Annotated in this window: 20 protein-coding genes and 1 tRNA gene; 15 read left to right on the top strand and 6 right to left on the bottom strand. The window is 61.9% G+C overall.

Features of this window, described 5'->3' with window-relative positions; translation table 11 throughout:
* Window positions 1–87: 87 nt before the first annotated feature.
* Entirely contained in the window at window positions 88–828 is a 741-nt protein-coding gene (locus tag AC0L37_RS18195; protein ID WP_212660111.1) for a sulfite exporter TauE/SafE family protein, read from the bottom strand.
* A gap of 197 nt (window positions 829–1,025) precedes the next feature.
* On the opposite strand from AC0L37_RS18195, the gene AC0L37_RS18190 reads away from it, so the two are divergent.
* The 4 genes from AC0L37_RS18190 (at window position 1,026) to AC0L37_RS18175 (ending at window position 4,898) form a co-directional block, all read left to right on the top strand.
* Entirely contained in the window at window positions 1,026–2,066 is a 1,041-nt protein-coding gene (locus tag AC0L37_RS18190) for a Bug family tripartite tricarboxylate transporter substrate binding protein (protein WP_249327983.1), read from the top strand.
* A 79-nt stretch (window positions 2,067–2,145) separates the two neighbouring features.
* Window positions 2,146–2,706, top strand: a complete 561-nt coding sequence (locus tag AC0L37_RS18185) for a tripartite tricarboxylate transporter TctB family protein (protein ID WP_269371877.1) — start codon at window positions 2,146–2,148, stop codon at window positions 2,704–2,706.
* Between the two features lie 16 nt (window positions 2,707–2,722).
* Window positions 2,723–4,249 carry a tripartite tricarboxylate transporter permease gene (locus AC0L37_RS18180; protein ID WP_282222422.1) on the top strand — a complete coding sequence of 509 codons (1,527 nt, stop codon included), beginning with the start codon at window positions 2,723–2,725 and terminating at the stop codon, window positions 4,247–4,249.
* Window positions 4,197–4,898 carry a TetR/AcrR family transcriptional regulator gene (locus tag AC0L37_RS18175; RefSeq protein WP_212660114.1) on the top strand — a complete coding sequence of 234 codons (702 nt, stop codon included), beginning with the start codon at window positions 4,197–4,199 and terminating at the stop codon, window positions 4,896–4,898. The genes AC0L37_RS18180 and AC0L37_RS18175 overlap by 53 nt, the downstream gene beginning before the upstream one ends.
* Here AC0L37_RS18175 and AC0L37_RS18170 read toward each other — a convergent pair.
* Window positions 4,895–5,818 carry a LysR family transcriptional regulator gene (locus tag AC0L37_RS18170; protein ID WP_212660115.1) on the bottom strand — a complete coding sequence of 308 codons (924 nt, stop codon included), beginning with the start codon at window positions 5,816–5,818 and terminating at the stop codon, window positions 4,895–4,897. The two genes, AC0L37_RS18175 and AC0L37_RS18170, sit on opposite strands and share 4 nt — an antisense overlap.
* 457 nt (window positions 5,819–6,275) lie before the next feature.
* Here AC0L37_RS18170 and AC0L37_RS18165 point away from each other — a divergent pair, with 457 nt between their 5' ends.
* The 6 genes from AC0L37_RS18165 to AC0L37_RS18140 all read left to right on the top strand — a co-directional run bounded on the left by AC0L37_RS18165 (window position 6,276) and on the right by AC0L37_RS18140 (window position 12,694).
* Window positions 6,276–7,565, top strand: a complete 1,290-nt coding sequence (locus tag AC0L37_RS18165) for an ABC transporter substrate-binding protein (RefSeq protein WP_212660116.1) — start codon at window positions 6,276–6,278, stop codon at window positions 7,563–7,565.
* 130 nt (window positions 7,566–7,695) lie between these two features.
* A complete protein-coding gene (locus AC0L37_RS18160) occupies window positions 7,696–8,649 on the top strand; it encodes a carbohydrate ABC transporter permease (protein ID WP_269371873.1) in 954 nt (317 codons plus the stop codon).
* A gap of 55 nt (window positions 8,650–8,704) precedes the next feature.
* A complete protein-coding gene (locus tag AC0L37_RS18155) occupies window positions 8,705–9,526 on the top strand; it encodes a carbohydrate ABC transporter permease (RefSeq protein ID WP_249327991.1) in 822 nt (273 codons plus the stop codon).
* Window positions 9,527–9,530: 4 nt separating this feature from the next.
* On the top strand, window positions 9,531–10,550 hold the full coding sequence (locus tag AC0L37_RS18150) for a Gfo/Idh/MocA family protein (RefSeq protein ID WP_212660119.1): 1,020 nt from the start codon (window positions 9,531–9,533) through the stop codon (window positions 10,548–10,550).
* Window positions 10,547–11,632, top strand: a complete 1,086-nt coding sequence (locus tag AC0L37_RS18145) for a Gfo/Idh/MocA family protein (protein ID WP_212660120.1) — start codon at window positions 10,547–10,549, stop codon at window positions 11,630–11,632. Before AC0L37_RS18150 ends, AC0L37_RS18145 begins: the two co-directional genes overlap by 4 nt.
* Before the next feature lie 9 nt (window positions 11,633–11,641).
* Window positions 11,642–12,694, top strand: a complete 1,053-nt coding sequence (locus AC0L37_RS18140) for an ABC transporter ATP-binding protein (protein WP_212660121.1) — start codon at window positions 11,642–11,644, stop codon at window positions 12,692–12,694.
* A gap of 89 nt (window positions 12,695–12,783) precedes the next feature.
* Here AC0L37_RS18140 and AC0L37_RS18135 read toward each other — a convergent pair whose 3' ends face one another.
* A complete protein-coding gene (locus AC0L37_RS18135; protein WP_212660122.1) occupies window positions 12,784–13,035 on the bottom strand; it encodes a DUF2188 domain-containing protein in 252 nt (83 codons plus the stop codon).
* Window positions 13,036–13,141: 106 nt separating this feature from the next.
* On the opposite strand from AC0L37_RS18135, the gene AC0L37_RS18130 reads away from it, so the two are divergent.
* Both AC0L37_RS18130 and AC0L37_RS18125 read left to right on the top strand, forming a co-directional pair.
* A complete protein-coding gene (locus AC0L37_RS18130; RefSeq protein ID WP_282222423.1) occupies window positions 13,142–14,233 on the top strand; it encodes an NAD(P)-binding domain-containing protein in 1,092 nt (363 codons plus the stop codon).
* Between the two features lie 87 nt (window positions 14,234–14,320).
* Window positions 14,321–15,250 (top strand): aldo/keto reductase, encoded by a 930-nt coding sequence (locus AC0L37_RS18125; protein WP_282222424.1) that lies wholly within the window; start codon window positions 14,321–14,323, stop codon window positions 15,248–15,250.
* A gap of 44 nt (window positions 15,251–15,294) precedes the next feature.
* Here AC0L37_RS18125 and AC0L37_RS18120 read toward each other — a convergent pair whose 3' ends face one another.
* Window positions 15,295–15,834, bottom strand: coding sequence for a flavodoxin domain-containing protein (locus AC0L37_RS18120; protein ID WP_282222425.1), 540 nt, complete (start codon window positions 15,832–15,834; stop codon window positions 15,295–15,297).
* 145 nt (window positions 15,835–15,979) lie between these two features.
* On the bottom strand, window positions 15,980–16,894 hold the full coding sequence (locus AC0L37_RS18115; protein ID WP_269371862.1) for a LysR family transcriptional regulator: 915 nt from the start codon (window positions 16,892–16,894) through the stop codon (window positions 15,980–15,982).
* A 106-nt stretch (window positions 16,895–17,000) separates the two neighbouring features.
* Between AC0L37_RS18115 and AC0L37_RS18110 the strand changes: the two genes are divergently transcribed.
* Window positions 17,001–17,948, top strand: a complete 948-nt coding sequence (locus AC0L37_RS18110; RefSeq protein ID WP_282222426.1) for a sodium-dependent bicarbonate transport family permease — start codon at window positions 17,001–17,003, stop codon at window positions 17,946–17,948.
* 160 nt (window positions 17,949–18,108) lie between these two features.
* Window positions 18,109–19,317, top strand: a complete 1,209-nt coding sequence (locus AC0L37_RS18105) for an ammonium transporter (protein ID WP_212660128.1) — start codon at window positions 18,109–18,111, stop codon at window positions 19,315–19,317.
* A gap of 187 nt (window positions 19,318–19,504) precedes the next feature.
* Here AC0L37_RS18105 and AC0L37_RS18100 read toward each other — a convergent pair.
* A tRNA-Gly gene (locus tag AC0L37_RS18100) sits at window positions 19,505–19,579 on the bottom strand.
* Window positions 19,580–19,780: 201 nt separating this feature from the next.
* On the opposite strand from AC0L37_RS18100, the gene trxA reads away from it, so the two are divergent.
* Window positions 19,781–20,731, top strand: coding sequence for a thioredoxin (gene trxA, locus AC0L37_RS18095; RefSeq protein ID WP_282222427.1), 951 nt, complete (start codon window positions 19,781–19,783; stop codon window positions 20,729–20,731).
* The last annotated feature ends 5 nt before the right edge of the window (window positions 20,732–20,736 follow it).

Genomic DNA, 20,736 nt, shown 5'->3' with positions numbered 1-20,736 from the left:
AACTGCGTGTAACTGATTAGTTACTTCGGTATAACGAGCCTGTCCATTCGTCAAGCCGCTATCGCGCAAAAGCACAGAGGCGGGGCCTCATAGCCCCAGCACCATTTTCAGCCCGATCACACCAAGAAAGATCAGGATCATGCGGTCAAAGGCCTGCCGGCTGAGCTTGCCGCTGGCCCATTGTCCCACCGGCATGAAGATCAGGATCGGAATCAGCGCCAGCAGGCCCTGCAGCATCCAGAGTGGCTGCATGACGCCCGCAGCCCACAGCGCGGGCAATTGCACCACCGCGAACAGCAGGAACATGGCCGAGACCGCAAACACATGGGCGGCGCGATCCATCCCCATGGCGTGAATGAAGGTGACCCCGATCGGCGCCGAAATGCCCGTGGCGCCTTGCAGCGTACCGCCGCCCAGCCCCGCCAGCGGCCCCCAGCGCCTGGCCATTGCGGTGCTCAGAACCCAATGTGGGGTCATCAGGCGCAACACGACATAGGCGAGCAGGATAATCCCCAGCGCCAGTATCAGCAGACGTTCGGGCAAATTGGTCAGCGCCCATGTGCCCACGCCGATGCCAACGGCACCCCCCACCAGAAACAGCGGCATGAAGGCCATGCGCGGCGAGCCCGATTCGCCCCTGAACCGCCAGAGTTGCCAGGCATTGGTCACGATCAGCGGAATGGTCAGCAAGCCCACCGCATGCTGCAGGCCAAAAGCTGCGGTCAGCACCGGCAGGGCCACCAGGGGCAGGCCCATGCCGGTGGCGCCCTTGACGATCGCGCCGGCAGCCAGCGCCAGGGCCATGATCACGGCCGAACTCAAATCCATTGCGTAAACTTTCTATCGTGTGCTCAGGCCGTGCCTTGGCGGGCCGTGGAACGGGGGATGGCGAGGCTCTCATCGCCAGAAATCAAAAATCACCGTCTGGTTACTTGATGGTTGACAGCGCTGACATGTTAGGACCAGTCTAGCGCAGGGCCAACAGGTAATAGCCGGCCCAAAACACATTTTGAGGGAGGATCACCATGAATCGCACCATGCGACTTCTGCTGACCTGCAGTGCCGCTACGGTACTTGTTGGTACCACGATGACTTTTGCGCAGGAATGGAAGCCCGACCGGCCGATCAATCTGATCGTGCCATGGGGTGCTGGCGGATCGACCGACCAGGTGACCCGCGTCACCGCGCCAATTCTGGCCGAAGCGCTGGGCGTCGACGTCGTCGTCGTCAACCAGCCGGGCGCCTCGGGCGCCATTGGCACCCAGGAAGTGCTCAATGCACCCCATGACGGCTACACCTGGACCGCCAACGCCATCGCCAACAACGCCACCTATTCGGTGTCGGGTCTGCTTGAAAACACCAATATCGACGCCTGGCACGTCTATCTCTCGGTCGCCAACGTGCCCGTGGTTGCCGTTCCTGCCGATAGCCAGTTCGCTGATTTCGGTCAGCTGCTCGAAGCCCTTCAGTCCGATGGCGGCCGCGGCATTACCGTGGCAACAGCGGGCGTGACCTCCTCTGGCGGCACCGCTATCGCGGCGCTGTCCGACGCGGCAGGTGGCTTTGAATACAACATGGTCACCTATGATGGCGGCGGCCCTGCAGCCATCGCCACCGCATCGGGCGAAGCCATGGTCACCACCCAGCTTGCCGTGGAACAGACCGAACTGATCCGTGGCGGCCGTCTGCGTGCGCTCGCCGTGCTGTCCAACCAGCCCCTCAAGCTTGATGGCGTCGATCCCATTCCACCCATCACCGACTGGCTGCCCGACATGCCATTGGCCCCGGACTATTTCGGCATTTTCATCCCATCGGATGTGCCTGCCGAGGTGCTCGCCACCGTCGACAAGATCTGGGAAGAAAAGGTGATGACCTCGCCTGAGATCCAGGCCTATGCCGAAAACTTCGGTGCCGTGTTCGCCCCCTCCTATGGTGCAGAGGCGCGTGCCCTGGCCATGCCGGTGGTGATCCTGGAAGCCTGCTCGGCCATGGAGCGCGGTGAAGCGGTCAACGACCCCTCCACCATCGGTATCGATTGCGAAACCCGCACCGAAACCGGCATGTAAAAGCGCCTGACAGACCCTGTGTCTGCGGTCCGGCGGGTGTTCCCGCCGGGCCGGACTTCTTTAACGAGATTATTCCCCCATGGTCGACGATTCCAAACCCGCCGAAGCGATGCAGACATCCCGGACCGTGGAGGTCGAACCCCCTGCCATGATCAAAGCGGATCTGGTGGCTGGGCTGTTCTTTATCGTGCTGGCCGCAGCCACCTTCTTTGGCTCCTGGACCATGGATCGGCTTGAAGTGCGCCGCATCAATCCGCTGACCGTGCCCGGCCTGGTGCCCGGCATGCTCGCCATTGCGTTGATGATCTGCGGCCTGATCCTGACCGTGCGCTCCTTGCGTTCGCCCGCGCCGGGCGGCTGGAGCGGTCTGGGCAACGCCATCATTTCCACCTCGGCCCAGCGGGCTGCCGCCGTGCTGGTGCTGACCCTGACCTACACGCTGGTGCTGGTCGGCTGGCTGCCCTTCTGGCTGGCGACCGGCATTTTCGTCTTTGTTTTCATTCTGGTGTTTGAAGTGTGGCTGGCATCGCCGCGCCGCACCCTGATCCAGACCCTGCCCTGGGCGCTCGGACTGGCCGTGGTCACCGCAACGGTCGTCACACTGGTATTCCAGCGCCTGTTCCTCGTGCGTCTACCCTGACCGGAGTTATCTAATCATGTTCGACGGTCTTGGCCTGCTGGCCGCTGGTATCGCCCATTTCCTGACCCCCATCTCGTTGTTCAACATCGTCTGGGCGACACTGCTGGGCATCGTCATCGGCGCCCTGCCGGGGTTGACCGCTACCATGGGCGTGGCCCTGCTGGTGACGCTGACCTACAAAATGGCGCCCGATCAGGCGATCCTGTGCCTGATGTGCATCTATTCTGGCGCCATTTATGGTGGCAGCCGCACCGCCATTCTGCTCGCCATTCCCGGAACGCCCGCCAGTGCCGCCACCACGCTGGATGGCCATCCGCTGGCGCTGCAGGGCAAGGCCGGCATGGCCATGGGCCTGGCCACCACCTCTTCGGCGCTGGGTACGGTCATCGGCATTTTTGCGCTCGCCCTGATCGCGCCCCTGCTCGCCGAGGCGGCGCTGAAATTCGGCACCTATGAATTCTTCTGGCTGGCGCTGTTCGGCGTCGTCATTTCGGGCCAGCTCACGGCCATGGATGATCCGCTCAAAGGCTATATTGCCGGTATTCTGGGCCTTTTGGTCGCCATGGTCGGCATGGAAACCCTGCATGCCCATCAGCGCTTCACCTTTGGTATTTCCTCGCTCGGTGGCGGGGTCGATCTGATCCCGGCCATGGTGGGTGCCTTTGGTTTTGCCGAAATCCTCGGCGTCATGAAGCGCAGCGCCCAGGCCCGCATCGTTTCGTCCTCGGACCGCGTCGTGCCGCGCCTCAAGGATGTGCTCAAATACTGGAAGACCACGCTGCGCTCGGGCCTGATCGGCACCTTTGTGGGCATTGTGCCCGGCGTGGGTGAGGATGTCGGCGCCTGGGCCAGCTATGCCGCAGCCAAGCGCTCGAGCAAGGAAGCGCACATGTTCGGACGGGGCAGTCAGGAAGGCCTGATTGCCGCCGAAACCGGCAATTCGGCCGTGGTGCCCGGCGCCATGATCCCCACTCTGACCCTGGCATTGCCCGGCTCGGCCGCCGCCGCCGTGCTGATCGCCGCCATGTTCATTCACGGCATTCGGCCCGGCCCGCTGCTGATGACCGAAACCCCCGAAGTGCTCTACCAGATCGTGGCCATCCTGTTGTTCTCGACCCTGGCCATTCTGGTGTTCGGCCTGACCCTGACCAAGCCGCTGCTCAAGGTGCTCGCTGTGCCGCGCGAGCGGTTGATGGCGGTGGTCTATGTGCTGTGCGTGGTGGGCTCGTTTGCCATTACCCAGCGCATGTTCGACGTCTATGTCATGGTTGGCTTCGGCATTGTCGGCTTCATCCTGCGTGAAATGAAATACCCCATGGCACCGCTGGTGCTCGGGATCATTCTGGGCGATCTGCTCGATCTGAACCTGCGGCGCGGCCTCAAGCTGACCAATGGCGATCCAAGCCCTTTCTTTACCCGTCCCATCAGTGCTGTTATTTGCCTGATCATTGTTTTCACCATCCTGATGTCCATTCCGGCGGTATCCAAGCGTGTCAGAGCCCTCTTCAATCGCGGCAAAACCGACCCCGCCGCCCAAGGCTAAGCCGCCGCGGGCCAAGCGGGTTCGCGATAGCGCCCGCACCAAGGCGGAAATTCTGGTCGCCGGGCGCGCCGAATTTGCCGAACGCGGCTTTGAAGGGGCGCGGGTGGACGCCATTGCCGCGCTGGCAGGCGCCAATAAGCGACTGCTCTACCACTACTATGGCAACAAGGAAGAGCTCTACCGCGCCGTCCTGCTCGATGCCTATCAGGAGATCCGGCGCGGCGAACGGGCGCTCAGCCTGGATCAGTTCGGACCCGCCGAAGCCATGGACCGGCTGGTGCGCTTCACCTTCCGGCACTTTCTGGCCAATCCCTGGTTTCCGCGCCTGCTCAATACCGAAAACATCGAGAATGCGCGCTTTCTCAAGACCATGACCGATATCCAGGCGCTGCACTCGCCGCTGGTTGGTCAGATCACCACCATTGTCGAACGCGGCGCCGAAATCGGCGTCTTCCGCCGCGATGTCGATCCGGTCCAGCTCTATATTTCGATTGCCGCGCTGGGCTTTTTCTACGTGTCCAACATGGCCACGCTCTCGGTGATCTTCGCCCGCGATCTCTCGGGCATCGACATGGTGCAGGAGCGCGAGGCCCAGGCGGTGCAGATGGTGCTCGACTATCTGCGCACCAAGCCGGTCGGGCAGGGCTAGTCCAGCGGCGGCAGCACCGCCTTGGCAGCCTCCTGCAGCCAGCTGATCAGCTCGGCCACACGCGGCTCGTCCAGCCGCTCATTGAGCGCATACATGCCGATCACCGAGGGTGCCGTGGTTTCGGTCACCGTGACGCGCGCCAGCCCGCGCCGCACGAATTCGGCATCCATCACCTCGGTATGGCCGATCACCGCATCAGTGCGCGCCACATAGTCCAGACATGCCGCCATCGAATTGGAGGCAAAGGCATATTTGCCCCGGTCGAAATTGGCGCTGGCCGCGGTGGTCCGGCTCCAGGTTTCGAAGAACCGCTGATGCCGGGTCTCGGGCAGGGCGCTGGTGACCGCGGGATACATCTCGATTTCAGCAATGCTGCGCGGCGCCGCCAGCAGCGGGTGGCCTGCCCGCACGAAATAGCCGTTGCCCACCTTGCTCAGCGGGATAAAGCGGGCCCCGGCGCTGCGATTGAGCCCCTCGATCTCGTGCCCGACAAACAGCGAGATATCGCCGGTCAGCAACTGGTCCATCAGGCGCAGCTGATTGCCCAGACTGATATGCACCCGCGCATTGGGAAAGGCATTGGAATAGCCCACCACCATGTCGCGGATGAACAGATTCCACCACGAATAGCCGGTGCCGATATTGAGCCCCTGCTCGATGCGCCCGCGCTGCTGCTCGATCGCCTTGAGCATATTGTCATGCAGCCGCCGCATCAGCCGGGCGTTCTGGTACAGCGTCTCGCCATAGGCAGTCAGCTCCACCCCGCGCGAGGAGCGCGTCAGCAGCGGTACCCCCATCGATTCCTCGAGCTTGCGCATGTTGAAGGTCAGCGTGGGCTGGGTAATGAACAGCGCCGTCGCCGCGCCGCTGATCGTGCCCGCCTCGGCCACGGCGAGAAACTGGTTCAGCAGCTTGTCCATCGGGATATCCTGTCCATAGAAAAAATCTATAATACCAACGATATTTCGTATTTTTCTTTTGGTCGAGTCTGGGCCAAACTTTTGTGTGAGAACAAGAATACGCCCGCAAAGGGCGCCGGAGGCGGCAGCGGTCAATGCTTGACTCAATGCCAAAAAGACGCACTAATTCAAGGGATTATCGACGAAGAGCAGATCTGGTTAGCGTGGCATTCACGACTCTGGCAATCTTCCATACAAGTCGATTGCGCCCCGCCAAATCAGTGTGCTATGTCGTAACTAGTCGGTTATTTGCGCAGCTTGCGAATTGAAAAATTCTCAAAAAACGCAGGGACCCGTAAGTGACAGGGATGTCGGGCTGCGGAATTATGTAACCGGTTGGTGATTTAGCGACGGGAGGTCGCTGGATTGCAAAGCGTTCCGCGTGCCGGAACGACCACAGTTCATGGGAGGAAACCTGATGACTATTCGTATCGATCGCCGCAAATTCCTGATGGGCAGCTCCGCGCTGCTCGCGGCCGGCGCTGCTGGCGTATCGCCCAGCTTTGCCCAGTCCGACGCGCTGCGTCTGCTGTTCTGGGGTGGCCAGGATCGCGCCGACCGCACCTATGCGGTCTCTGACATGTTCACCGAAGCGTCGGGCGTGTCGATGGAGCCTGAGTTCCTGTCCTGGTCCGATTACTGGCCCAAGCTGGCAACCCAGACCGCTGGCGGCAACGCCCCTGACATCGTCCAGATGGACTACCGCTATATCGTTGAATACGCATCGCGTAACGCGATTGCCCCGCTTGATGAATTCGTTGGTGGTCCGCTCAAGCTCGACAGCTTTGATCAGGATCAGCTCGACGGCGGCAAGGTCGGCGGTCAGCTGTTCGGTATCTCGCTTGGCGCCAACTCGGTGGCCACGCTGGTCAACACCGACGCCTTTGCCGAAGTCGGCATCGACGCACCGACCAATGCCTGGACCTATGACGACATCATGGAAATGGCTGAAGCCTTCAACAGCGCCAACATTCGTGGCGGCATGAAGGTGATGTCGGATGGCTCCTACACCGAGCCCATGCTGCACAACTGGCTGCGCCAGCGCGGCAAGGAACTCTACACGCCTGAAGGCAAGCTGGCCTTTGATGAAGATGATGCCATCGAATGGTACACCATGTGGGACAAGCTGCGTAAGGCTGGTGCCTGCGTATCGGCTGAAGACCAGGCCCTCGATAGCGGTCCGCTCGAAACCACGATGATCGTTCTGGGCAAGTCCGCCCTGATGCCGTCCAACTCGAACCAGCTGGTCGCCTACCAGACCATCGTTCAGGACGACCTCAACATGATCGGCTACCCACGTGCGGCTGCCGGTTCGGGCGGCGGTCACTACCGTAAGCCTTCGATGTTCTTCTCCGTTGGCGGCAGCTCCGCCAACAAGGAGAAGGCAGCCGAGTTCCTGAACTTCTTCATCTCCAATCCAGAAGCCGCCAAGGTTCTGGGTGTCGAGCGCGGCATTCCTTGCCTGCCTTCGACCCGCGAAGTCGTCGCGCCTACGCTCGACGAAAAGGGTCAGATTGCCCTGAACTTCGTGGCCAACCTCGGCGATCTGCTGGGTGCGCTGCCACCACCACCACCACCATCGGCTGGTGAAATCGACGCCTCGCTGATCCGTACCCTGGGTCAGGAAGTCGGTTTCGGCGCCAAGTCGCCGGAACAGGCTGGCCGTGATCTGGTCAGCGGTGCAAACGACATCCTCAGCCGTTCCTGAGTCTGATACCTCGCCGCGCGTCCTACGGGCGCGCGGCTCTTTCCAGTGACCGCAAGGATTAGCCTTTCATGTCGCATTCTTCTCACGGTGTCGTTGCGACGACGACCACGCTGCCTCAGGTGAACTGACGATGGCGGTCAATGATACTCTGAGCGCCAATCGCAGCGCCGTCGGCAAACCGGCCTCCAGCCAATCGGTGTGGTCCCGGATCTGGCAGAATGATGCGCCTGGCTATCTGTTCCTGCTGCCCTGGCTGATCGGTTTTCTGGGTCTGACGATTGGCCCGATGGCCACCTCGCTCTATCTCAGCTTCACCAATTTCGATCTGCTGACCTCCCCTGACTGGGTGGGCGCAGACAACTATATCCGCATGTTCACCAACGACGCCAAGTTCTGGACGTCGATGCGCGTGACCATGTTCTTCGTGATCTTTTCGGTCCCGCTCAAGCTGTGTTTCGCGCTGGCAGTCGCCATGCTGCTCAATCGCGGTATCCGCGGCCTGCCGCTCTATCGCGCCCTGTTCTATCTTCCGAGCCTGCTCGGTGCATCGGTGGCCATCGCCATCCTGTGGCGCCAGATTTTCGCCGGTGACGGCCTGGTCAACAAGCTGCTGCTGATGATCGGCATTGAGGGCCCGAGCTGGATTTCCAATCCGAAATACTCGCTCTGGACCTTGATCGTGCTCTCGATCTGGCAGTTCGGCTCGCCCATGATCATCTTTTTGGCCGGCCTGCGTCAGATCCCCACCGACATGTATGAGGCGGCCAGTCTGGACGGCGCCAGCAAATGGCGGCAGTTCGTCAAGATCACCCTGCCCTTGCTGACCCCGGTGGTGTTCTTCAACGCCATCATCCAGACCATTGAAGCCTTCAAGAGCTTCACGCCCGCCTTCATCATCTCGGGCGGTACCGGCAATCCGATCAATTCGACGCTGTTCTACACGCTCTATCTCTATCAGGAGGCGTTTGGCTTCTTCCGGATGGGCTACGCCTCGGCACTGGCCTGGGTCCTGCTCGCTCTGGTCGGTCTGTTTACCGCCTTCTCCTTCCTGACCTCAAAATATTGGGTGCACTACGATGAGTGATGTCCCGGCCCAACTCACTGTAGTGACCGGCAACGAGTCGCCGACCCGCTCCGGGATGACCTCGGTACTGATCCATGTGGCGCTGCTCGCCGCGTCGATACTGATGCTCTATCCGCTGTTCTGGCTGCTGGCGGCCTCTTTCCGCCCTGAAAACGAGATATTCACGTCGGCCAGCATCATCCCGAGTAGCTGGAGCATCGACTCCTATATTCGTGGCTGGAACGGTCTGCGCACCAGCTTTGGCACCTTCTACATCAACAGCTTCATCATTTCGGGGCTGTCGGTTGTGGGTAATGTGCTGGCCTGCTCGATGGCCGCCTATGCCTTTGCGCGCCTCAATTTCAAGTTCAAGAGCTTCTGGTTCGCCATGATGCTGATGACCTTGATGCTGCCCTATCAGGTGACCCTGATCCCGCAATATGTGCTGTTCCGCAGCCTGGGGTGGGTCAACACCTTCCTGCCGCTTGTGGTGCCAAAATTCCTGGCGGCTGATGGTTTCTTCATCTTCCTGATGGTGCAGTTCTTCCGGGGTCTGCCCCGCGAACTCGATGAGGCCGCACAGATGGATGGCTGCTCGCCATGGCGTATCTACTGGAAGATCATTCTTCCGCTCTCCACGCCCGTGCTGGCCACCGCTGCCATCTTCACCTTCATCTGGACATGGGACGACTTCTTTGGCCCGCTGATCTATCTGAGCGAAATGAAGTCCTACACGGTGATGCTGGGTCTGCGGACCTTCACCGACAGTACCGGTGAGAGCGACTTTGGCGGACTGTTCGCCATGAGCGTGCTCAGCCTGGTGCCGATCTTCCTGTTCTTCCTCTTCTTCCAGCGCATGCTCATCGAGGGCATCGCCACTACCGGTATGAAACGCTAGACCTATGACTGATATCAAATTCGCCGCTATCGGCATCAACCACAGCCATATCTACGGCCAGGTGCAGTGCCTCAAGCGCGCCGGCGCCCAGCTCGTCGCCTTCCACGCAGTGGAAGACGATCTGGCCGCAGCGTTTGCCGAAAAGTTTCCCGAGGCCAAGCGCGTTGCTGACCCCCAGGAAATCTACGAAGACGAATCCATCGCCGTGATCACCACAGCGGCTATCCCTGCCGACCGCGCCGCGATCTCGATCAAGTCCATGCAACATGGCAAGGACGTGCTCTCGGACAAGCCGGGCATGACCAGCTTTGCCCAGTTCGACGAGATCAAGAAGGTGCAGGCCGAGACCGGTCGCATCTATGCCGTGCTCTATTCGGAGCACTTCGAAGTCAGGGCGACCGTTGAAGCGGGCAATCTGATTGCCCAGGGCGCCATCGGCAAGGTGATCAACACCGTTGGCCTTGGCCCCCACGCACTCAACAACAATCCGCGCCCTGACTGGTTCTTCGATCGTCAGAGCTATGGCGGCATTCTGTGCGACATCGCCGCCCACCAGTTCGAGCAGTTCCTGTTCTTCTCGGACGCCATGGATGCCGAAATCGTCTCGGCCAGCGTCGCCAACCGCGCCAATCCGCACCGTCCCGGCCTGCAGGATGTGGGCGACGTGGCGCTCAAGACACCCGATACCACCGGCTATATCCGCGTTGACTGGTTCACCCCCAAGGGTCTGCCGACCTGGGGCGATGGCCGCCTGACCATTCTGGGCACCGAAGGCTATATCGAACTGCGCAAATATATCGATATTGCCGGCAAGCCAGGCGAGAACCACCTGTTCATCGTCAATGCCGAAGGCCCACGCCATATCGACTGCTCCGATGTCGATCTGCCATTTGGTCGCCAGTTCCTTGACGATGTGCGCAACCGCACCGAGACTGCCATGCCGCAGGAGCGCTGCTTCAACGCCATGAAGCTGGCCCTGACGGCTCAGCAACTGGCTGAGCGCGGCACGGAGTGGGCACAGTGAGCAAGATTTTCAACGTAGCCATTATCGGCGTCGGCATTGGCCGCAGCCACATCGTCGAGGGCTACCTGCCCAATGGCGACAAGTTCAAGGTGGTCGCGCTGTGCGATCTTAACCAGGAGCGCATGGGCACCGTTGCCGATGAATTCGGCATTGAGCGCCGCGTCACCGACTTCGACGACGTCCTGGCCATGGACGATATCGACATCATCGATGTCTGCACCCCGCCAATGCTGCACCATCCCATGGTGATGGCCGCGCTCAAGGCTGGCAAGCACGTCATCTGCGAAAAGCCGCTGGTCGGCTCGCTCGCCCAGGTTGATGAAGTCATGGCCCAGGAGAAGATCTCCAAGGGCAAGCTGATGCCGGTGTTCCAGTATCGCTTCGGCGATGGCATCGAGCAGGCCAAGGCCATCATCGATGCAGGTCTGGCCGGCAAGGCCTATACCGGCACGGTGGAAACCTTCTGGCGTCGCGACGCCGATTATTACGCTGTGCCCTGGCGCGGCAAATGGGCCACCGAACTCGGTGGTGTGCTGATGGGTCATGCTATCCACCCCCATGACCTGTTCACCTATCTGATGGGCGATATCAGCCAGGTGTTCGGCCGTGTCGCCACCCGCGTCAATCCGATCGAGGTCGAGGATACCATCTCGGCATCGCTGGTGATGAAGAGCGGGGCTCTGGCCAGCCTGACCGCAACGCTGGGCGCCGCCGACGATACCACCCGGATTCGTCTGGCCTTTGAGAATGTGACCTTCGAAAGCGATCACGCCGCCTATAATCCCGGCGAAAAGCTCTGGAAGATCCAGCCGCGCAATGACGAGACCAAGGCCAAGATCGACGCCCTGCTCGCCAATTGGAAGCATGTGCCATCGCGCTTCCAGACCCAGATGGAGCGTTTCCACGCTGCCCTGATCGGCGCCGCGCCGCTGCCCGTCACGAGCACCGATTCGCGCCGCTCGCTCGAACTGGTGACCGCGTTCTACCATTCATCGGCAACGGGCGAGGACGTCGTCCTACCGCTCGGCCCCGGCCATTCCCTCTATGAAAGCTGGGTCCCGGCTCAGTTCCGGACCGCTTAGGAGTTCGCCATGTCGACCAACATCGAATTGCGCAACATCATCAAGTCCTATGGCGACGTCAAAGTCGTGCACGGCATCGACCTGACCATCAATCCCGGTGAGTTCACCGTGTTTGTGGGCCCCTCGGGCTGCGGCAAGTCGACCCTGCTGCGCATGATCGCCGGGCTCGAGCCGATTACCGGCGGTGATCTGATCATCGACGATGAGCGCATGAATGATGTGCCGGCGGCCCGCCGCGGCATCGCCATGGTGTTCCAGAGCTATGCGCTCTATCCGCACATGAACGTCTATCAGAACCTGGCTTTCGGTCTTGAGACGGCCAAGATGCCCAAGGCCGAGATCGAGCAGCGCGTGCAAAAGGCCGCCGAGATCCTCAAGATCGAGCCGCTGCTCAAGCGCAAGCCCAAGCAGCTTTCGGGCGGTCAGCGCCAGCGCGTGGCCATTGGCCGGGCCATTGTGCGCGAGCCCCGCATCTTCCTGTTCGACGAGCCCCTGTCCAACCTCGATGCCGAGCTGCGCGTGCAGATGCGTGTCGAGATCGCCAAGCTGCACAATGATCTGGGTAACACCATGATCTACGTGACCCATGACCAGGTCGAAGCCATGACCATGGCCGACAAGATCGTGGTGCTGCGCGCAGGCGTCATCGAGCAGGCCGGCGCCCCGCTCGAGCTCTACAACAACCCCAAGAACCTGTTCGTGGCTGGCTTTATTGGCTCGCCCAAGATGAACTTCCTGACCGCCACTAGCGAAGGCGGCAAGCTGACCGTTGCCGGCAATGCGCTCGAAATCGGCCGTGCCGTTGACGGCGCCACCACGCTGGGCGTGCGGCCCGAGCACATCACCCTGGCTGAAGGCAGCGGCACCAAGCTGGCCGAGGTCCGCGTGGATCTGGTGGAAAATCTGGGTGGCCAGACCGTGGTCTATGCGACCACCAAGGACAACCAGCCCATCAATATCGTGCTCGAAGGGCAGCGCGCCGTCGAGCTGGGTGAAACGGTGGCGGTGCACATCGACCCCGCCCGCCTGCACCTGTTCAATGCGGCCGGCGACGCGATCTAGCACAGCCGTCCAACAGTTCCGCCTCCCTGGCGATGCAGAATGGAGAAGCGCCCTGATGGGTGACTTCTCCTTTCTTTTGGGGTGAGGGATTAGTCGTCCAGCCTATCCTCGACATCAGTCTCGGGCCGGTCGCCGCCCTGCGCCAGCTCCTCATGCCACTTGCCATTGGCACCCTGATATTGGATTGCCTCGGTCTCGCCGCCCAATTGCTGACGGTGGGCTGCCGATTCCGCTGCCTTGTGCGCAGCATCATGCGTCGGGAAGGTCTCGGAGAACACGTCCCCGACCTTGTAGGCGTAGCCGCCATCGTGTTCGACCACGTCATAGGTCACATGTGTCATTGCCAGTCTCCTTGTTGAAAACAGAACTCAGCAGACGGCGGGAAGTTGCGCGCCTTGCAAAGTGCCTGCACTGCCCGACATGGTAGCGGTCCAGCAGGAGCCCGCCATGTCCGACCCTACACCCGCCATCCGCATCGCGCGCAAGCTCGATATCGTGGTGATCGGCGCCGGGCAGGCCGGGCTCAGTGCTGCCTATCATCTCAAAGGGGCCGGGCTGGTCCCCAATCGCGATTTCCTGGTGCTTGATTCGGCGCCCCGGCCCGGCGGCGCCTGGCAGTTTCGCTGGCCCTCGCTGACGCTGTCCACGGTCAACCGGGTGCACGATCTGCCCGGCATGAGCTTTACCGAGAGTGCGGGCGAAGACCCCAGCGTGCAGGCCGCGGTCGCCGTGCCGCAATATTTTGCCGCTTATGAAGACCGCTTCGACCTGCAGGTGCAGCGCCCCAGCACGGCCAGGGTGGTGTGCAATCGCGGCGAGCGCCTGCGCATCGAAACCGATCACGGGCTCTACTCCGCCCGCGGCCTGATCAACGCCACCGGCACCTGGGAAAAACCCTTCATCCCCGACTATCCCGGTGCCGACAGTTTTGCCGGTCGCCAGTTGCATACGCGCGACTACCAGACGGCCAGCGATTTTGCCGGTCAGCACGTCATGGTGGTCGGCGCGGGCATTTCCGCCATCCAGCTGCTCGATGAAATCTCCCGGGTGACCACCACCAGCTGGGTCAGCCGCACCCCGCCGCACTTCCGCGACGGCAGTTTCACGCACGAGGATGGCCGCGCTGCCGTCAAGCTGGTCGAAGACCGCGTGCGCGCCGGCCTGCCACCGGGCTCGGTGGTGTCGGTCACGGGCCTGCCACGCAGCCCGGCCATTGCGGCCATGGAACAGCGCGGCGCGCTGAACAACCAGCCCATGTTTGAATCCATGACCCCCACCGGCGTACGCTGGGCCGATGGGCGCGAGCAGGCCGTCGATGTCATCCTGTGGTGTACCGGCTTTCGCAGCGCCCTCGACCATCTGGCGCCGCTGCAATTGCGCGAACCCTCGGGTGGCATCACCATGACCGGGCGGCTGGCCACCCAGGTTGCCCGCGACCCGCGCATCCATCTGGTCGGCTACGGCCCCTCAGCCTCCACCATCGGCGCCAACCGCGCCGGCGCGGCCGCGGCCAAGGAATTGCTCACCACCCTGTCATAAAGCCCCTTCCCACATGGTCAGGCACGGTGGCGGCTGATAGGTTTGGGCTATTCAACGCATCCTGTTCTCCGTCCCGGAATTTGCCCCGTGAAGACCTATCAACTGCCCCATACCGACCGCACCCTGTCCAGCGTCGTGCTGGGCATGATGCGCATTCCCAAGATGAGCGATGCGGAAGTCCAGACACTGGTCGGCGCCGCTCGTGACGCGGGTATCAATGTATTCGACCACGCCGACATCTATGGCGGCGCGCGCCATGCCTGCGAGGCGCGCTTTGGCGAAGCCATCAGCTTCAATACGGCCGAGCGCGAGGATGTTTTCATCCAGTCCAAGACCGGTATCGGCAAGGGCTATTTCGATTTCTCCGAGGAGCACATCCTCAAATCGGTCGAGGGCTCACTCAAGGCGCTGCGCACCGATTATCTCGATCTGCTACTGCTGCACCGCCCCGATACGCTGGTCGAGCCCGACGAGGTCGCATCGGCCTTCGACAAGCTGCTTGCCGCCGGCAAGGTCCGCAATTTCGGTGTCTCCAACCAGACGCCCGGCCAGATCGACCTGCTCAAGACCGCCGTCAAGCAGCCGCTTGTTGCCAATCAGGTGCAGCTTTCGATCACCCATGCGCCGCTCATCGCCCAGGGCGTGGCGGCCAATATGGCCGGGCTCGATCAGTCGATCGACCGCGATAATGGTCTGCTCGAATATTCGCGTATCAACAACATGATGCTGCAGGCCTGGTCGCCCTTCCAGAAGGGCTTCTTCGATGGGGTGTTCCTGGGCGATCGCGAGAACTTCGCCGAACTCAACGACGTCATCGACGAACTGGCTGGCCAATATGGCGTCACCCCGACCGGCATTGCCGTGGCCTGGATCATCCGCCACCCGGCCAATATCCAGGTCGTTCTGGGCACCACCAATCCCGGCCGCGTCGCCGATTCTGCCGCTGGTGCCGACGTCACCCTGACCCGTCAGGAATGGTATCGCCTGTTCACCGCGGCGGGACACAAACTGCCCTGATAAGAGGCAGGACGGCCGGGCCCTGGCCCGGCTGTCCGCTCGGACTATTGCGCAGGTGTCCTGATCCATCCATCGACCAATGCGTCCAGCGCCGGCCAGTCGGTATACTCCTTGTCGGCGTCCAGATCGGTTCCCGCTGGCTGTTTGGATGCCACGATGCGGCGCATCACGAACCTCCGGAAAATGTCGTATCTGGACGGCTGATAGGCACCGGCGACCTGCGCCACGTGCCCCGGGGTCCAGCCCGTCGCCGCCTTGAAGTCGTCCAGTATGGGTTCGAAGCCGTTCCAGTCATCGGCGTCGTGACCAGCGGCCGCCAGCGATACCGAGACAAACATTGTCGCCCTGCTGTTGAGCTGATCGGCATACCGGGCGGCAAAGTCTGAGAGGGCACGCTGGTAGTGCCCGATATGAATGGAGCCGGCCAGGATCACCCGATCAAACCGGCCCAGCTCGATCTCCTCCGCATCGGCAACGTGAACAAGTTCTACCGCCCCGCCGCCATCGGCGATCCGGTCTGCGATATGGCGGGCAATCTTGCGCGTCTGCCCTTCGCTGGTGGCATAGGCAATCAATACTGTCATCGCTGTCTCCTCAGGATTTGCAGCCATTGCCACAGGGCGGGGCCGCACTGGACCAGGCCCGGATCGACCAAGGCCGTCCCTTGGATTGAAACCCAAGGGTGAGCCAAGTGCATTGATGGACATCAAACCATGCCCCTGATGCTGATCAGGGGTCGGTAGCGTTGTGGCCCGCTTCGTTTCGCCAGCTTGATGCTGAGGCTATCAACGCGTCGGCGACGCGGCTGGGGAACTGCCTTTGGAAGGTCAGGGCGTAGAACGCCTCGCGAATGGCTGGCAGTTGTACCACTTCGCGCAGCATGCCCGCTTCAAGCTCGTCGCGAATGACAATGGCGGGCAGGGGCGCCAGACCAATCCCCTCGCGGGCCATCAGACGCAACATGGCCATGTCGTCCACTTCCGCCACGATCACCGGCGACACCCCCAGACGATCGCACAGCCCGTCGAACTCGGCCCTGATGCTGCTTGCGCCGGTGGGCAGGATCACCGGCTGGCTGACCAGGGCATCGCGCAGCGAGAGCGAAAAGCAGTCCAGCGTGGGCGCAGCAAACAGGCTGATCGTCTGCTGGGCGAGCCGGTGAACGATCAGGCCATCGGCGGGGCTGGTGGCGGGCGGCGCATTGCACAGCACCACATCGAGTTCGAGATGGCGCAATTGACCCACCAGTTCGGCCAGACTGCCCGAGGTCAGAATCACTTCAAGGTCCGGCTGGCCCAGACAGGGCCGCACGAAATCGATCTGGAAATTGCGCGACAGCGTCGCCAGCGCCCCCACCCGCAGCAATTGTCGCCGCCCCGATCCCACGCGCAGCGTCGCCAGCAGATCATCGCCTGCAGCAAAGATGGCTTCGGCATGGTCCTGCGCAATCCGGCCCGCCTCGGTCAGCACCAGCTGGCGCCCGACCCGCTCGAACAGATGATGCCCCAGCCGTTCTTCGAGGGTGTGGATCTGGGTCGACAAAGCTGACTGTGCCACGCCCAGCATGCGGGCAGCGCGGGTCAGATTGCCCTGCCGGGCAACCTCGAGGAAATAGCGCAAATGCTTATAGTTCAGGCTGTTCATTGTTCTGTTTTATAGATCGTTTCGATCTGATCAATGAATTTATCAGAATGATTTTGGCGGACTACATCAGCGCCAGTGACGTCTGGCAAAAACTCTTGAGACCCCAATGGAAACCCTGTTCTCTCCCATGATCCTGTTCTTCGTGCTCGGTGCGCTTGCCGTTCTGGTGCGCAGCGATCTGAGCATCCCCGACGTCGTGGGCAAGGCGCTGGCGCTCTATCTGATGACCGCCATCGGGCTCAAGGGCGGCGTGCAGGTGTCCCAGTCCGGCTTCACCACGGAACTGGCACTGGCGGGTGTCGCCGGTGTGGCCCTCAGCTTCCTGTTGCCGCTGCCCGCCTTCTGGGTGCTGCGTCGGCTGGGCAAGCTTGATCCACTCAATGCCGGTTCCGTAGCCGCACATTACGGCTCGGTTTCCGTGGTCACCTTCGTGACCGGTGTCGAAATTCTGGGTGCGCATGGCCTGCCGCCGGCGGGCTATATGGTGGCCGTGCTGGCGCTGATGGAAACGCCCGCCATCCTGACCGGGCTCTGGCTGGTGCGCAAATCCGCCAGTACCGATTCGGCCAGTCCAAAAGGTCATCTGCGCGAGGCCCTGACCAATGGTTCGGTCCTGCTCATGGTGGGCAGCTTCGCCATCGGCCTGATCGCCGGGCCAAAGGGCTTTGCCCCCATCCAGCCCGTCTTTGAAGGCGCCTTCCGGGGCATATTGTGCCTGTTTCTGCTCGATATGGGTCTGGTGGCGGCCCGCTTCCTGCACAAGACCAAAAGCCTGACACCGTCTCTGGCCGGACTTGCCATCGCGCTGGCGCTGGTCAATGGCACCATTGGTGTGCTGGTCGGCACGCTGATCGGGCTCGATACCGGTTCGGTCGCGGCGCTGGGCATCCTGGCCGGTAGTGCGAGCTATATCGCTGTGCCGGCCGCCATTCGGCTGGCCTTGCCCGATGCCGATATCGGCCTGCCCCTGGCCATGTCGCTGGGCATCACCTTCCCCTTCAATATCCTGTTGGGCATCCCGCTGTTCAAGGCCATGGCACAGGCGTTGGCCTGAGCGGGGCGCTGGGTCACTGCACAACCAGATATGGCGGCTGCCACTGGCGCCGCCAAATCTGGCCTTCAGCGCCAGCTTGGCGTTGACAGCGTCGGCCCGCTTTCCGATACATCCCCGCCAAGAACGTATTTCAAGCGTTCGTGTTTTGGGGGATCTGCCGATGGACACGACCAGTGTCGGTCTCGACGTCTTTTTCGTTTTGCTCGGGGCCATTCTGGTCTTTGCCATGCATGGCGGCTTTGCCTTTCTCGAGGTGGGCACTGTCCGCCACAAGAATCAGGTCAACGCCCTGGTCAAGATCATGGTGGATTTCGCCTTTTCCACCATCGCCTATTTCTTCATCGGCTATTGGGTCGCCTATGGCGTGACCTTCTTCATGAGCGCCGCCGATCTCAGCGGCGCCGATGCGGCCTTCCCGCTGCAGGGCTTTGCACTGGTCAAATTCTTCTTTCTGGCGACCTTTGCGGCAGCCGTTCCGGCGATCATCTCGGGCGGCATTGCCGAGCGCGCCAAATTCTGGCCGCAGGTGCTGGCCGCCTCGATCATTGTCGGGCTGATCTATCCCTTCTTTGAAGGCATTGTCTGGAACGGCAATTTTGGCATTCAGGACTGGTTCGCCAATACCTTCGGTGCGCCGGTGCATGATTTTGCCGGCTCTCTGGTGGTCCATGCCGTCGGCGGCTGGCTGGCACTGGCGGCCGTGCTGCATCTGGGCGCCCGGACCGGGCGCTATGGCCCACAGGGCCGTCCCTATCCCCCCTCATCGATCCCGTGGCTGGCGCTGGGCACCTGGCTGCTCTGTGTTGGCTGGTTCGGCTTCAATGTGATGTCGGCGCAATCGGTCGCTGGCGCCACCGGTCTGGTGGCGATCAATTCGCTGATGGCCATGGTTGGCGGCATCGTCGTGGCGACCATTGTCGGACGGCGCGATCCTGGCTTTATCCACAATGGTGCCCTGGCCGGGCTCGTTGCGGTCTGCGCCGGCTCCGACGTCATGCATCCCATCGGGGCCCTGCTCACCGGCGGCGCTGCCGGTGGCATCTTCGTTTATTGCTTCACCCTGACCCAGGAAAAATTCAAGATCGACGACGTGCTCGGCGTCTGGCCCCTGCACGGCCTGTGCGGCGTCTGGGGCGGTGTTGCAGCAGGTGTTTTTGGTCTCGAAGCCCTGGGCGGCATGGGGGGCGTCAGCTTCTTCAGCCAGCTTCTGGGCACCGCCATGGCCGCAGGCTACGCCTTCATCGCCGGTTTTGCGCTGTACTGGCTGACCAAGCGCGTGCTGGGCATTCGCCTCACCGATGCCGAGCAGCGCCGCGGCGCGGATCTGTCGATCCATTCCATCGGCGCCAATCCCGAAGGCGAGTTCTAGTCGGACGCCAGAACGCAGCATGTGTGATCAAAGGCCGGTCCCCAGGGGCCGGCCTTTTGCCGTGGGACACCGTCAAGGCCCCCGTGTCAAAACGGCTCACGAAACAATGCTGGTGCGCAAAACACGAAAGGCCGGACATTGCTGTCCGGCCTTTTCATCGTATCCTCTCTCGCGGAAGAGAAGATTTTGGAGCGGGCGATGGGATTCGAACCCACGACCCTAACCTTGGCAAGGTTATGCTCTACCCCTGAGCTACACCCGCGCTCCGTTGCCTGCGACACTCTTGTGCGCCGCCGACGCGGGCCTATATGCCTAAACACTTGCCCGATTGCAACCCACATTTTGACGCCAACGTCATCTTCGTGTCGTCTTGTGGATTGAGGGGCTTGTCACATCGCGGTTTGCGGGCGCAAGAAGGGCCCCGAACTTCCAGATTTCGCCTAGCTGCAAGGGCCTTTTTGTCATGTCCACCCCGATCATCGATGTCGCCGCCGCCGCCAATAATGCCGCACCTGCACCGGGGCTGATTCAGGAATCCAGTGACGCCGCGTTCAAGGCCGACGTCATCGATGCCTCAAACCAGCAGCCCGTGCTTGTCGATTTCTGGGCGCCATGGTGTGGCCCCTGCCGTCAATTGACTCCTGCACTCGAAAAAGTGGTCACCGAAAAGGCCGGCGCCATCAAGCTGGTCAAGATCAATATCGACGAGCACCCCCAGATTGCCGGCCAGCTTGGCGTGCAGTCCATCCCGGCCGTGTTTGCCTTTGCCGGTGGTCGCCCCGTTGATGGCTTTATGGGCGCCATGCCCGAAGCCGAGGTGCGCCGCTTTGCCGACAAGGTGATCACCGCCGCCCCCGCGCCCGCCGCAGCCGAGAATTCGATCGAGGCGCAGATTGCCGACGCCGTCAAAGGCGCCAATGAAGCTCTGGCCGCTGGCGATCTGGGCAGCGCTGCGCAGATCTTTGGCATGGTCATCCAGCACCAGCCCGACAATGCCGAGGCGCTGATCGGTCTGGCCCAGGTCTATCTGAGTGCCGGGGAGAGCGAGCAGGCCCAGGCCACGCTCGACATGGTGCCCGAGGACAAGCGCAGCGGTGAGGCCTATGCCAGCATCACCAATTCGCTGCGCCTCAAGGCCGAGGCGGCTGAACTCAGCGACACCGCAGCGCTCGAATCAGCACTCGCCACCAATCCAGACGACCATCAGGCGCGTTATGATTATGCACTGGCTCTCAATGCCGAGGGCAAGCGCGTCGAGGCAGCCGAGGCACTGATTGCCATCTTCAAGCGTGATCGCACGTGGAACGAGGATGGCGCCCGTACCAAGCTGCTGGAATTCTTCGAGGCCTGGGGCCCCAAGGACCCCGCCACCGCCAAGGGGCGCCGTATGCTCTCGGCAGCCCTGTTCTCGTAAGCAAG

It is taken from the genome of Devosia sp. J2-20 (assembly GCF_055808475.1).
Note: the sequence above shows the minus strand (reverse complement) of the source record. Positions and strands in the feature narration are given on the sequence as shown.

Bases quoted from the DNA above. Each gene is read 5' to 3' on its own strand.
- AC0L37_RS18120 (WP_282222425.1), bottom strand. From the start codon at position 15,834: ATGACAGTATTGATTGCCTATGCCACCAGCGAAGGGCAGACGCGCAAG.
- AC0L37_RS18185 (WP_269371877.1), top strand. From the start codon at position 2,146: ATGGTCGACGATTCCAAACCCGCCGAAGCGATGCAGACATCCCGGACC.
- AC0L37_RS18110 (WP_282222426.1), top strand. From the start codon at position 17,001: ATGGAAACCCTGTTCTCTCCCATGATCCTGTTCTTCGTGCTCGGTGCG.
- AC0L37_RS18170 (WP_212660115.1), bottom strand. From the start codon at position 5,818: ATGGACAAGCTGCTGAACCAGTTTCTCGCCGTGGCCGAGGCGGGCACG.
- AC0L37_RS18115 (WP_269371862.1), bottom strand. From the start codon at position 16,894: ATGAACAGCCTGAACTATAAGCATTTGCGCTATTTCCTCGAGGTTGCC.
- AC0L37_RS18180 (WP_282222422.1), top strand. From the start codon at position 2,723: ATGTTCGACGGTCTTGGCCTGCTGGCCGCTGGTATCGCCCATTTCCTG.
- AC0L37_RS18190 (WP_249327983.1), top strand. From the start codon at position 1,026: ATGAATCGCACCATGCGACTTCTGCTGACCTGCAGTGCCGCTACGGTA.
- AC0L37_RS18160 (WP_269371873.1), top strand. From the start codon at position 7,696: ATGGCGGTCAATGATACTCTGAGCGCCAATCGCAGCGCCGTCGGCAAA.
- AC0L37_RS18135 (WP_212660122.1), bottom strand. From the start codon at position 13,035: ATGACACATGTGACCTATGACGTGGTCGAACACGATGGCGGCTACGCC.
- AC0L37_RS18130 (WP_282222423.1), top strand. From the start codon at position 13,142: ATGTCCGACCCTACACCCGCCATCCGCATCGCGCGCAAGCTCGATATC.
- trxA (WP_282222427.1), top strand. From the start codon at position 19,781: ATGTCCACCCCGATCATCGATGTCGCCGCCGCCGCCAATAATGCCGCA.
- AC0L37_RS18150 (WP_212660119.1), top strand. From the start codon at position 9,531: ATGACTGATATCAAATTCGCCGCTATCGGCATCAACCACAGCCATATC.
- AC0L37_RS18165 (WP_212660116.1), top strand. From the start codon at position 6,276: ATGACTATTCGTATCGATCGCCGCAAATTCCTGATGGGCAGCTCCGCG.
- AC0L37_RS18155 (WP_249327991.1), top strand. From the start codon at position 8,705: ATGACCTCGGTACTGATCCATGTGGCGCTGCTCGCCGCGTCGATACTG.
- AC0L37_RS18140 (WP_212660121.1), top strand. From the start codon at position 11,642: ATGTCGACCAACATCGAATTGCGCAACATCATCAAGTCCTATGGCGAC.
- AC0L37_RS18105 (WP_212660128.1), top strand. From the start codon at position 18,109: ATGGACACGACCAGTGTCGGTCTCGACGTCTTTTTCGTTTTGCTCGGG.
- AC0L37_RS18195 (WP_212660111.1), bottom strand. From the start codon at position 828: ATGGATTTGAGTTCGGCCGTGATCATGGCCCTGGCGCTGGCTGCCGGC.